This window comes from Halomonas sp. DN3 (genome assembly GCF_024137905.1).
Lineage (GTDB): Bacteria > Pseudomonadota > Gammaproteobacteria > Pseudomonadales > Halomonadaceae > Halomonas > Halomonas litopenaei.
This window is the reverse complement of record NZ_CP099965.1, coordinates 158442-170852: the sequence shown is the minus strand read 5'-3', so window position 1 is coordinate 170852 and position 12411 is coordinate 158442. Positions and strand designations below refer to the sequence as shown.

Here is a 12411-nt window from a genome sequence, read left to right as displayed (position 1 = left end):
ATCGAGGATTCTCCCGTGTTCCAGCTGACCCGAAGCGTGACCTGGCAGTCGCTGTTGAAGCTTCGCGACGAGACCGCCGACGACCGGATTCGCGACTACTTTGCCAAGGATCCGAAGCGGTTCGACAAGATGAGCCTGCGCGTGGGCGGGCTTTTTCTGGACTACTCCAAACACCAGATCTCCGACGCGGTGCTGGAGAAGCTGGTCGAGCTGGCCGAACACTCGGCGCTGGTCCAGCGTCGCGCCCAGATGTTCTCCGGCGACATCATCAACGTCACCGAGGACCGGCCGGTGCTGCACACGGCGCTGCGCAATCTGGGTGACAGCCCGGTCATCGCCGATGGCAAGGACGTGATGCCGGAGATCCACGCCACCCGCGAGCAGATCAAGCGCTTCTCCGAAGAGGTCCGCAGTGGCAACTGGAAGGGCTACAGCGGCGAGCGTATTCGCGACGTGGTCAACATCGGCATCGGCGGCTCCGACCTCGGCCCCAACATGGCCAGCCGCGCCCTGCTCAAGTACCGCCAGGCGGACCTGAACTTCCACTTCGTCTCCAACGTGGACGGCGCGCATATCCAGAAGGTGCTGAGCCGCCTCGACCCGGCCACCACCCTGTTCATCGTCTCGACCAAGACGTTTTCCACCCAGGAGACGCTGCTCAACGCCCGCACCGCACGGCGCTGGTTCGTCGAGAACGCCGGCGATGACGCCGACATCGGCGCTCACTTCATCGCCGCCTCGACCAACCGCAAGGCCGCCATGGAGTTCGGCATCCGCGAGGAGAACGTGTTCGAATTCTGGGCCTGGGTCGGCGGTCGCTATTCGATGTGGTCCTCGATCGGCCTGCCCATCGCCCTGGCGATTGGCTATGAAGGCTTCATCGAGATGCTCGAAGGCGCCTACGAGATGGACCAGCACTTCCAGAACGCCCCGCTCGGCGAGAACATGCCGGTGCTGATGGCGCTGATCGGTATCTGGTACATCAACTTCGTCGGTGCCGAGACCCAGGCCATCGTGCCCTACGACCAGGCCCTGCATCAGCTGCCGGCCTTCCTGCAGCAGCTCGACATGGAGTCCAATGGCAAGTCGGTCGATATCTTCGGTCGCCCGGTGGACTACAAGACCGGCCCCATCGTCTGGGGGCAGACCGGCTCCAACGGCCAGCACGCTTTCTTCCAGCTGTTGCACCAGGGCACCCGCTACGTGCCCATCGACTTCATCGCCTCGCTGAAGCCTGAGCCCGGTGTCGAGGATCACCACTTCGCCCTGCTCACCAACATGCTGGCCCAGGCCAACGCCTTTATGGAAGGCAGCAGCAAGGGCGGCGACCTGGACCCCTACAGCTGCCCCGGCAACCGCCCCTCCAGCGTGCTGTTGCTCGACGAACTGACACCGCGCAACCTGGGCGCGCTGATCGCGCTCTACGAGCACAAGGTGTTCGTCCAGGGGGTGATCTGGAACATCAACTCCTTCGATCAGTGGGGTGTCCAGCTGGGCAAGCGCATCGCCGGCGAGATCAGCGAGAAGATCGACGAGCGCAGCCAGGACTTCGACGCTTCGACCCAAGGACTGCTGGGCCTGGTGCGGGAGCACTTCCAGGCGCCCGGCAAGAGCGTGGAAAAGGCCGCCGAAAAGGCGGCGAAGAAGACCGCCAAGCCCGCCGGCAAGGACGCCAAGGCCAAGTAAGCAGGGCGGAGGCGGAAGGTGCCGAGCATCGAGTGCTCGGCACGGGCCCGCCATGGCGGGCACCCAGCGACGGGCAAGAAAAGATCGAGAATGACCAACGGGCCACCCCGGAGTCTGCGCTCCAGGGTGGCCCGCCTAGGTCTGGCTCGCACTGTTCTGGCTCGCGCTGGTCTGGCCCTCCGTCCGCTGGCTCGCGGGGGCTGGAATAGCGGGATTGCGCCTGGCGTGAGCGTCTGACACGAGCGCCTGGCTTGCCGAGACGAGGCCTTGACGACTCTGACGAGCGTCTGGGCTACTCGGACGAGCCTCTGACCAGGGCCCGCCGTGCGCTGACGTCACCGGCCCAGGCCGCCGCCAGCCATAGCGGCACGCTCAGCACCACATAGGCCAGCGCCAGCCAGGGGCTGCCGCCGGTGGCCAGGCGGGCCGCTTCGAGGCTGAACAGCGAAAAGGTGGTGAAGCCCCCACAGAAGCCCGCGACGACAAGCGGATGAAGGCTCGCCAGCCGAGGACTGGCGCTCAGGGCCGCATGGGTCGCAAAGCGGGCAATCAACCAGGATCCCAGCACGTTGACCAGCAGGGTCGCCCAGGGAAAGGACGAGGCCACCAGGCCCGAGACCGCAACGCCGGTCACAAGGCGACACACCGATCCCAGGGCGCTGCCAAGGCCCACCGCCAGATAGAGCCGCCAGACGCTTGTTGCCTGACTCATGCTTCTCCCCTCTGCCGACACCTCACAGGCCACCCCCGAGGGCAAGTCCCGCCACCACGGCGGCCAGGCCGGCCAGCAGCGTCACCGACACATTGAGCGCGGCCGCTGCATGACGACCTTCGCGCAGCAGGTCCAGGGTCTGCAGACTAAAGGAAGAGACCGTGGTGAAGCCGCCCATCAGTCCGCTCAGCAGCATCACTGCCGCCGTCGAGCCCGCCGACAGGCGACTGGCCAGCAGGCCGATAACAAAGGCCCCCAGCAGATTGACGACCAGGGTCCCCCAGGGGAAGCGCACTCCCCAGGCCGCCGCCGCCCGACGACTGACGAACAGGCGCCCCATGCCTCCTGCGGCGCCCCCCAGCGCTACCGCTGCCAGCGTCCACCACTCCATCACGACTCGCCTCGGCCAAAACCGACATGGTAGGCAAATACCAGGGCGATGTCGTGACCGGTGGCAATACCGCTGGACCTCGCCCTCGGCGTGGCGAAACGGGCTGATCGCAGATGGCCCGTAAAGCGACAAGGCACAGACAATGCCGAGCCTCGGAAGGCGGGAGATCAAAGATGCTGAAGGTGCTGAAAATCTAAAAAAAAACGCCGCCCGAGGGGGCGGCGAAGTTGTGCTTGCCTAGCAGGGACGAAGCGCATGGGATGCGTTCACGATCAATATGGCACAGAATTGGCAATCCGTACAACTTTTGTACATCCTTGATTGCGTACAAGCGGCAAACGGGCATGTTAGCCTGCGACAGATTCGTCCAAGGACGCCCCTCTGCCCCGACGGGCCCCACCCATCAAAGGAGAAGGTTTGCGTGATGCGATCACGACTCTGCTCTCGACTCTTCAGCGTGCTGATGCTCGCGCTCGTGCTGCTCGCGGGACCTGCCATCGCCCAGCAGGGCGGTGACGCCAGCGGCTCTGGCGGTTCCTCCAGTGACGGTCCGGCCTACTCGACCCTGGCCGACCTGCTGGAAAACGAACAGGCCCGCAGCCAGCTGATCGAGCAACTGCGACAGATGGCGGAAAACGCCCCCGAGCAGGCCCAGGCCGCCGGTGAACAGGCCGTCGACAGCGCCGCCGAGGCTACCCTGCCCAAGCAACTGGCGGACATGACCAGCCGCGTGGTCAGCGAGTTCGGCAATCAGTTCGAGAATCTCGCCGCCATCTTCGGTGGCATGATCGACGGCGCCCTGACCGAAGGCGAACTCAACTTCGATCTGTTCACCCAGGCGGCGATCAACCTCGGCCTGGTGATTCTGGCGACCTTTGTGCTGTTCGTGATCATCAGGCGTCTGGTCAGGCCACTGTTCACGCGGTTGAGCCAATATTCGCAGAACGGTCAGAACCTCAACCCCACCATCCGCCTGGTGCTGTGCGTGGTGCTGGCGGTGATCGTGGACGCCGCCGTGGTGGGTCTTGCCTACGTCGGCGGCAACCTGGCCGCCACCTTCGCCATCGGTGAGACGGGCAGCCTGTCGACCCGGGCGTCGCTGTTCCTCAATGCCTTCCTGGTCATCGAGCTGTTGAAGGCGGCCGTGCGCATGCTGTTCGCCTCACGCTATGAGGGCCTGCGACTGCTGCCCATCACCGCTCCCAGCGCGTCCTACTGGAATCGCTGGATCGCCCGGCTGATTGGCCTTACCGGCTACGGCCTGATGGTGGTGGTCCCGTTGATCAACACCTACCTGTCTTACCGTGTCGGTGAGGGCATCGGCGCTCTGATCATGATCGGCGCCTACCTGTACGCCATCACCGTGGTGCTGATCAATCGCAGCCGCCTGCGCGATGGGCTGTTCGATGCTGCCGTCAGGTCCAGCCTGTCGGCCTCCCGTGTCGCGCTGCGCCTGCTCGGCCGCATCTGGCATCTGCTGGCGATTACCTACTTCACCGTGGTACTGGTGCTGACCCTGACACGCCCCGAGGACGCCCTGCCGTTCGTGCTGATCGCGACCCTCAAGACCCTCGGTATCGTGCTGGCTGCCATGCTGGTGTCGCGCCTGCTGGCCCAGGCCATCGGTCGTCGCATCACCCTGTCCGGTGAGCTGCGCAAGAAGCTGCCGTTGCTCGAGGCACGCCTCAACTCCTATGTCCCGACGATGCTGCGCGCCTTCAACGTGCTGATCCTGATCGTCGCCGCCATGGCCCTGCTCAACGCCTGGGGCGTGTTCGACATGGCCACCTGGTACGCCTCCGAAGCGGGTCGCGTGCTGGTCAGCCAGGTGATCAACGTGGCCATCATCCTGATCGTCGCCGCGGCGGTCTGGATCGGCCTTGCCAGCCTGATCGAACACAAGCTGAATCCGACCACCGGCCGCGGCATGCCCTCGGCCCGGGCCCAGACGCTGCTGTCGCTGTTCCGCAATGCCCTGGCCATCGCCATCGTCACCATGACGGCGATGATCGTGCTGTCGGAAATCGGCATCAACATCGGACCGCTGATCGCCGGTGCCGGTGTGCTCGGTCTGGCCATCGGTTTCGGCGCCCAGAAGCTGGTGCAGGACATCATCACCGGTATCTTCATCCAGGTGGAAAACGCCATGAATACCGGCGACGTGGTGACCCTGGGCGGCATCACCGGCACCGCCGAGAAGCTCAGCATCCGCTCGGTGGGTATCCGTGACCTGCACGGCACCTACCATCTGGTGCCGTTCTCCAGCGTCGATGTGGTCTCCAACTACATGCGTGGCTTCGGCTACCATGTGGGCGAATACGGCGTCGCCTACCGCGAGAACGTGGACGAGGCCATCGTCGCCCTGCGCAACGCCTTCGACGAACTGTCATCCGACGAGGACCTCAAGTCCGAGATCCTCGAACCCCTCGAGGTGGCCGGTGTCATCGCCCTGGCCGACAGCTCGGTCAACATCCGGGTGCGCATCAAGACCACCCCGGGCAACCAGTGGGCGGTGGGCCGTGCCTACAACCGTCTGGTCAAGCTGCACCTGGACGAGGCGGGCATCGAGATCCCCTTCCCGCACACCACGATCTTCTTTGGCGAAGACAAGCAGGGCCAGGCGCCCGCCGCCAACCTGCGACTGGTCGAGAAGGATGTGGTGGCGACCGGCGAAGCCAGGGATACCGCACCGCTGCCCGGCGAGGACGGCAGTATCGACTCGCCCCGCGAGCACGAGACCCGCGAGGATGCCGAGACCAATGCCAAGTTCAAGGGCGACTACGACCCCGACGGCAACTGACAGGCCTTACCTGCAACGCTTCTGGGGCGGCCTACGGGCCGCCCCTTTTTATTGAACGAATCGCCAGGGTGCCGAGCCCTGACGCCACGCTCTGGCGCCACAGCTCTGACGCCACAGCCCTGACGCCACAGCCCTGACGACACAGGCGTGGCGGCAGCTGCACGCCGGGCCTGTACTCGCCTTCAGCATGGTGACGCCACACCGCAGCCCCCTTGGCTGGCGCTGCGCACGAGACCCATCCACCAGGACCACAAACGCCACGGGCGGGGCCGAAGCCCCGCCCGTGGCGTTTGTGGGTACTGCTTAGTAGATCGAACGCCTGGTTCAGGCCTGCTGAGCGTCGCTCGGCTGCGGCAACGAGGGCAGCGACTTGTCGAGCAGTTCGACGCTCTGGCGATAGTAGAGCTGGCTCTTGTTGTGCTCGCCCAGGTTGGCGTAGAGCCGCGCCAGCTCGGCACAGACCACTCCGCTGGGACGTTGACGCTGGCTCGCCTCGAAGTACTCCTGGGCCTTGCCCCAGTAGGCGTTGCGCAGCGCCAGGCGACCCAGGGTCAACAGCAGGTCGGGATCGTTGGGACGCTCCTGCAGCCACTTCTCGGCGGTCACCAGCTGACGTGAAGCGTCCACCCCGAGCAGGCCATAGCGCAGCACCAGACGGCTGTCCCAGTTGGTCTTGAGCGAGTGGCGCAGCAGTTTCTCGGCGATCACCTGTTCGTCGCAGCGCACCAGCGTCTCGACGTAGAGCACCAGCAGGTCGATGTTGGTGCGCAGGTACTCGGGCATGTCGGACCACAGGTTGCGCACCCGCTCGATATCCTCGGGATTACGCGTCTCCTGCAGGATCAGCTCGCGGTAGGCCTGCAGCTCGAGCTGTTCACGCTCTTCCCGGGCGATCAGCTGCTGGTCGGCCAGACGCGGCAGCAGGCGACGCAGGCCATCCCAGTCGCTGACGCTGATATAGGCGGCCTTGAGCTGCTTGAGCACCTGGGGATGGCGCGGCAGATGACGGTCCAGACGGGTCAGGATCGCCAGCGCTTCCTCGTACTGCTGGCGGTCCAGCATCAGCTGGGCCTGCATCATGCCCACCGCGGGATCGGCGCCGTCGGTGGAGATGTGGGCCCGCTTCAGCAGGGTGTCGGCCTGGTCATAGCGGCCCTGGTAGTGGGCCGCCAGGGCGGCAGACAGGTAGTTGACCAGCGGGGTGCTGGAGTCATCGGCGGCCTTGACCAAGGCCTTCTCGGCGCGCTTCCAGCGACCTTCGGCCAATGCCACCAGGCCGCGCACGGTGCGCTTCATCGCGGTGCGATTGCGTGCCCGCGAGTTCCACACCTTGAAGCGGCTGACCGGACGGCTCAGGCGGAACAGCACGCGCAGGGCAAAGTGCAGCACCATGAACAGGGCCAGCAGGATCACCAGGCCAAACCAGAACGAAGTCTGGAAGGAGGTGTCGCCCACCCGCACCAGCCAGTAGCCGGGCACCGACATCATCAGCTGACCAAACAGCGCCCCGAGCGCGAGGCCAACGACAATGAGCAGGATCAGCTTTCTCATGCGTTATCTCCCTGGCCGGAAGCGCCCGCTTCGAAGCGCTGCTCGATGAACCGGGCCAGCGCCTGCTGGGAAGCGCTGATATCGGGAAGCTCCGGGCGGATGGACTTGCCCTTGAGCTCGCCCAGACGAGCGATCACCGACTGCACCGACTCGTCGTCGACGTCGTAGTAGCCTTCGAGCAGGGTGATGGCCTTGTCGAGGCTGGCCTCGTACAGGCCGGTCTCTTCCTTGAGCAGGGCCAGCTGGGACTGCTCCAGCACCAGACGCAGGCTCTGACGCAGATAGGACTCCTGCTCCGGGGTGATCAGGGCTTCCAGCGCCTGGTCGTGGTGGCGTACCGTCACCAGCTCCTTGAGCTCTTCACCGACCCGTGCCAGCTGCTCCTGCCAGGCACCGGAAGGAGCCTCCTCGATGGTGGTATCGGCGGTGAACTGCTCGATGTCCTGGGCCAGCGGCAGACCAGCGATCTGCTCCTGCTGGGCGTTCAGGGCCAGGTAGAGGCCAGTCCGGTCAACCTTGGGTACCGTCTGCAGGGCGGCAAGCTCCTCGGCGATGGCGCGCCGTACCGGGACCAGTGCCGGATTGTTGGCCTCTTCCAGGCGAGCGTCGGCGGTGCGCAGCAGCGCCGCAGCACCTTCGACATCACGCTCGAGCTGCAGGCGCTGATTGGCCAGACGCAGCAGGTAGGCGGCCTCGGCGTGCAGCCAGTCACGCTCGTCGGCGTTCTGTTCCTTGGACAGCTCGGCCAGCACCCGATCCAGGGTCTGGTTGACGTCTGACTTGTAGGCGTCGAAGTCGCTCTTGATGCCGTCCACCGCCTGGCCCATGGTCTCGCGACGCTCGGCAAGGCCGCTTTCCAGCTGGGACGACAGCTCTTGGACCTCGGCCACGCTGGGGCTGTTCTGCTTGAGCTGGTCGATGCGCGCGGACATGGCCTGCTGCAGCTGCCAGCCCTTCCAGCCGACAAAGGCCACGCCGGCGATCAGGATGAGCACCAGCACCAGGGCCACGACGCCGGCCTTCCCTCCACCAGAGCCGCCGGAAGACGAGGTCGCGGCACCGCCGGCGCCGGCAGAAGCCCCACCGCTACCACCCTTGCCTGCCGCTGGGCTGGGCTTGTTGTCACTGGCTTTGGCGCCACTGGCCTTGGTGTCACTGGGCTTGCCATCGCCGGGCTTGCCGGCACTGGCCTTACCGCTATTGTCGGGCTTGCTAGCGCTGGGCTTGCTGTCGCTGGGCTTGCCGGCACTTGGCTTGCTGGCACTGTCCCCGGCGGCGCCCTTCGCTGCAACCGGAGCGGCGTCACTCGGCGTGGCCTTGGCGGTGCCTGCGCTCGACGACGTGGCGCCGGCAGGCGATGAGCCGCCCGTCGCCGCAGCGGGTGTGGAGGATGCCGCGCTGGCACTGGACGAAGTGGATCCGGTCGAGCTGCTGCCACTCTTGTCGCGACGCCGCGACCGCCGCTGGGAGCCCCCCTTGCCCGCGCCGCCCTTCGAGGCGTCCGTGCCTGAGGTCGCGCTTCCTGTGCCCTGCTGGCCGGAAGCGGACGGGGTCTGCTGCTCGTCCTGATCGTGCTGTTGGTTGCTCATCTGTCGCTAGCCCTTTTAGAGATCTTCATTCGCCATCCTCTGGGTCGCAGGTCCTTGCCACCGCGGCCGCCAGCGCCGCAGGAGACGCGCCAGACGCCACGACCGGGATGCGAAATCCCAGCGTTTTCGCCAGTGTAGCCAACCGCTGGCTGGATACGACAAGCGGTTGTTGAAAGGCGGCCTCTGAACACCATCTTGCCAGATGTTCAAGGATTTCTCCGCTACTGACCACCAACGCCTGATAGCCCCCTTGTTCGAGCCATGTTCTGGCCCCGGCGTCGGGAGTGATCAGGCGACGTCGATACACCTCGAGACGCGTGACACGCGCGCCCCTCTGCCCCAGGGTGTCGCCCAGCAGCGGGCGGCCACCTTCGCCCGCCACCAGCAGCACTCGCTGGTGCTCCAGGCGCTGCAGCGAGGCCAGCGCCAGCAAGGCCTCGCTGGTCTCTTCTCCGGCGGCGGGGGCAGGCACCCTCACCTTTAGTCCCAGCGCCTGGTGCAAGACCATCGCCGTGGCCTGCCCGACGGCGTACAGTTCAAGCCCCTGGGGCAGCTGTGGCCAGTAGCGATCCAGCGCCTCGACCAACCGCTCGGCGGCGGCGGGACTGATGACTACCACCTTATGAAAGTGGTCGATGTCGAGCCAGGCCGAGCGCACATCTGCCGTCTCTGGCACAGTTTCCTGCCGCATCACCTCGAGCCGCTCGGTGCTGAACCCCTTGCTTTCGATGGCCTCGGCCAGCGCCTGGGCGCGTTCGCCGGGCCGGGTGATCAGTACCTGCGTGCCCATCAACGCGGCCCGTAGACCTCGGCCAGGATATCCCCGGCGCCCTGCTCCAGCAGCTGCTCGGCGACGCGGATCCCCAGCGCCTCGGGTTCGTCCACCGAACCACGCCCCTCGGCACGCAGCACGCGGGAACCATCGGGCGTGCCGACAAGGGCTCTCAACCACAGGGTTCTGCCATCGTCCTGATAGATGGCGTGCCCACCGATGGGCACCTGGCAGCCGCCTTCCAGACGTGTATTCATGGCCCGTTCGGCACGCACTCTGGTCGCCGTCTCGATATCGTCGAGCGGTGCCAGCAGCGACACCAGCTCGGTGTCGTGCATGCGGCATTCGATGCCAAGCGCGCCCTGACCACAGGCCGGCAGGCAGATCTCCGGCGGCAGCTCCTGGGCGATACGTTCACCCAGCCCCAGCCGCTTGAGCCCGGAGGTAGCCAGCAGGATGGCATCGAATTCGCCAGCATCGAGCTTGGCCAGGCGTGTCTGGACATTGCCACGCAGACTGATGACCTCGAGATCCGGACGGGCCTCGCGCATCTGCAGTCCGCGGCGCAGGCTGGAGGTACCCAGACGGGCACCCTCGGGCAGGTCCTCGAAGCGAGCATAGTCATTGGAGACGAAGGCGTCGGTGGGCTCGGCGCCTTCCAGGATCACCGAAAGCCCCAGGCTCTCGGGAAACTGCATCGGCACATCCTTCATGGAGTGCACCGCGATATCGGCGCGGCCGTCGAGCATCGCCTCCTCGAGTTCCTTGACGAACAGCCCCTTGCCGCCAACCTTGGCCAAGGGCGTGTCGAGAATCTTGTCGCCGCGGGTCGACATCGGTACCAGCTCGACCTCGAGCCCGGGGTGAATCGCCATCAGGCGATCGCGAACATGTTCGGCCTGCCATAGGGCCAACTGGCTCTTGCGCGTCGCGATACGCAGCCTGGACATCTGTTGCACGTTGCTCTCCCTGGTCGGGCTTGCGACCAAATCGCCGCGTCCGCCATGTTAAATGAATGACGTCATCATAAAGCACGGTCTCCGTCAGTAAAATCGACGGCGACGGGACCCGTTGCCGCGCCTGCCAGAAGCGCCTGCTGCCACCCTCGTTTCAGGGGCTGATGCCGCACCGTCCTTGCCGGCCCGCTGCACCCTCGCCTCAAGGGCCGACTCTGGTACACTTTGGGCATACCAACGACAACGGCTGCCGGCTCCGTCAGCGCCCTCGGCGCCGGCCACCGATCACGTCGCCATCGCATCGTCATTCAGGAAGTCCATTCAATGAGCCAGACCACCAACCAGTCCTGGGGCGGCCGCTTCAGCGAACCCACCGACGCCTTCGTCGCTCGTTTCACCGCCTCGGTCGATTTCGACCAGCGCCTGGCCCGCCATGACATCCAGGGCTCCATCGCGCATGCCACCATGCTCGCCCAGGTTGGCGTGCTGAGCGAAGAGGAACGTGACGCCATCCTGACCGGGCTCAAGGAGATCGAGACGGAGATCGCCGAAGGGCGTTTCGAGTGGTCGGTGGCGCTGGAAGACGTGCACATGAACATCGAGGCACGGCTGACCCAGAAGATCGGCATCACCGGCAAGAAGCTGCACACCGGGCGCTCGCGCAACGACCAGGTGGCCACCGATATTCGCCTCTACCTGCGCGAGGAGATCGACCTGGTCGCCAGCGAGCTGGCGCGGCTGCGTGCCGGGCTGATCGAGCTGGCCGAGGGCGAGGCCGACACCATCATGCCGGGCTTCACCCACCTGCAGACCGCTCAACCGGTGACCTTCGGCCACCACCTGCTGGCCTGGCAGGAGATGCTGGCCCGCGACCACGAACGCCTGCTGGACTGCCGCAAGCGGGTCAACGTGCTGCCGCTGGGCGCCGCCGCCCTGGCCGGCACCACCTATCCCATCGATCGTCACCTGACCGCCGAGCTGCTCGGCTTCGAGCGCCCCGCCGAGAACAGCCTCGACGCGGTCAGCGATCGTGACTTCGCGATCGAGTTCACCGCCTTCGCGAGCCTGCTGCTGATGCACCTGTCGCGGATGAGCGAGGAGCTGGTGCTGTGGACCAGCGCCCAGTTCGACTTCATCGACCTGCCCGACCGCTTCTGCACCGGCTCCTCGATCATGCCGCAGAAGAAGAACCCGGACGTGCCCGAGCTGGTGCGCGGCAAGACCGGCCGCGTCTACGGTCACCTGATGGGCCTGCTGACGCTGATGAAGTCGCAGCCGCTGGCCTACAACAAGGACAACCAGGAAGACAAGGAACCGCTGCTCGATACCCTGGATACCGTCAAGGGCTGCCTGCGCGCCTTCGCTGACATGGTGCCGGCCATCGTCTCCAAGGGCGATTCCATGCGTGAGGCCGCGCGCAAGGGCTTCTCCACCGCCACCGACCTTGCCGACTATCTGGTACGCAAGGGCGTGGCCTTCCGTGACGCCCATGAAATCGTCGGTCAGTCCGTGGCCTACGGCATCGAGAGCGGCAAGGATCTGTCTGACATGAGCCTCGACGAACTGCGCCAGTTCTCCGACGTCATCGGCGAGGACGTGTTCGAGGTGCTGACCCTGGAAGGCTCGGTGGCCGCCCGCAACCATATCGGTGGCACCGCCCCCGACCAGGTGCGCGCCGCTGCCCAGCGCGCCCGTGAGGCCCTCAAGACCCTTGCGTCCGGCCAGGGAGGCGCCCAATGAACCGCCTCGTCAAGGTGCTGCGACCCGCCCTGTTGCCGGCCCTGCTGCTGGCTCTGATGGCCCTGTCGGGCTGCGGCCAGAAAGGCCCCCTGTACCTGCCCGGTGACGAAGAAGCGGCGGAGCGCTACGGCCCCCGCGAAACCGTCGAGGACGAACAGGGCGAAGAGGACAGCCAGGAAAGCGACCAGAGCGCGACCGAGGACGAGAGCTGAGC

The 12411-nt window shown here is 65.8% G+C and carries 10 protein-coding genes; 4 read left to right on the top strand and 6 right to left on the bottom strand.

The features are described from left to right. The first annotated feature begins 15 nt into the window (after positions 1 to 15). Entirely contained in the window at positions 16 to 1686 is a 1671-nt protein-coding gene (gene pgi / locus NKF27_RS00790) for a glucose-6-phosphate isomerase (RefSeq protein WP_045993127.1), read from the top strand. Positions 1687 to 1978: 292 nt separating this feature from the next. Here pgi and NKF27_RS00785 read toward each other — a convergent pair whose 3' ends face one another. Together NKF27_RS00785 and NKF27_RS00780 are read right to left on the bottom strand one after the other, a co-directional pair. Further along, complete coding sequence (locus NKF27_RS00785) at positions 1979 to 2398, bottom strand: CrcB family protein (RefSeq protein WP_253554929.1); 420 nt, start codon at positions 2396 to 2398, stop codon at positions 1979 to 1981. 22 nt (positions 2399 to 2420) lie between these two features. Next, a complete protein-coding gene (locus NKF27_RS00780) occupies positions 2421 to 2789 on the bottom strand; it encodes a CrcB family protein (protein WP_222568059.1) in 369 nt (122 codons plus the stop codon). Between the two features lie 424 nt (positions 2790 to 3213). Between NKF27_RS00780 and ybiO the strand changes: the two genes are divergently transcribed. Next, complete coding sequence (gene ybiO, locus NKF27_RS00775; protein ID WP_253554928.1) at positions 3214 to 5589, top strand: mechanosensitive channel protein; 2376 nt, start codon at positions 3214 to 3216, stop codon at positions 5587 to 5589. A 324-nt stretch (positions 5590 to 5913) separates the two neighbouring features. Here the strand turns inward: ybiO and NKF27_RS00770 are convergent, their stop codons facing one another. From NKF27_RS00770 to hemC, 4 genes are read right to left on the bottom strand one after another with little or no spacing between them, the layout of a single operon-like run. After that, positions 5914 to 7140 carry a heme biosynthesis HemY N-terminal domain-containing protein gene (locus tag NKF27_RS00770; RefSeq protein ID WP_045993949.1) on the bottom strand — a complete coding sequence of 409 codons (1227 nt, stop codon included), beginning with the start codon at positions 7138 to 7140 and terminating at the stop codon, positions 5914 to 5916. Further along, the gene (locus NKF27_RS00765) at positions 7137 to 8729 is read right to left on the bottom strand and encodes a uroporphyrinogen-III C-methyltransferase (protein WP_253554927.1); all 1593 of its coding nucleotides are present in this window, start codon (positions 8727 to 8729) and stop codon (positions 7137 to 7139) included. The genes NKF27_RS00770 and NKF27_RS00765 overlap by 4 nt, the downstream gene beginning before the upstream one ends. A gap of 25 nt (positions 8730 to 8754) precedes the next feature. Further along, positions 8755 to 9519 carry a uroporphyrinogen-III synthase gene (locus NKF27_RS00760; protein WP_253554925.1) on the bottom strand — a complete coding sequence of 255 codons (765 nt, stop codon included), beginning with the start codon at positions 9517 to 9519 and terminating at the stop codon, positions 8755 to 8757. Next, positions 9519 to 10460, bottom strand: a complete 942-nt coding sequence (gene hemC, locus NKF27_RS00755; protein ID WP_108131862.1) for a hydroxymethylbilane synthase — start codon at positions 10458 to 10460, stop codon at positions 9519 to 9521. Before hemC ends, NKF27_RS00760 begins: the two co-directional genes overlap by 1 nt. Positions 10461 to 10781: 321 nt before the next feature. Here hemC and argH point away from each other — a divergent pair, with 321 nt between their 5' ends. Both argH and NKF27_RS00745 read left to right on the top strand, forming a co-directional pair. After that, a complete protein-coding gene (gene argH, locus NKF27_RS00750; RefSeq protein ID WP_108131863.1) occupies positions 10782 to 12197 on the top strand; it encodes an argininosuccinate lyase in 1416 nt (471 codons plus the stop codon). Next, on the top strand, positions 12194 to 12409 hold the full coding sequence (locus NKF27_RS00745) for a lipoprotein (RefSeq protein ID WP_253554922.1): 216 nt from the start codon (positions 12194 to 12196) through the stop codon (positions 12407 to 12409). The genes argH and NKF27_RS00745 overlap by 4 nt, the downstream gene beginning before the upstream one ends. Positions 12410 to 12411: the final 2 nt, after the last annotated feature.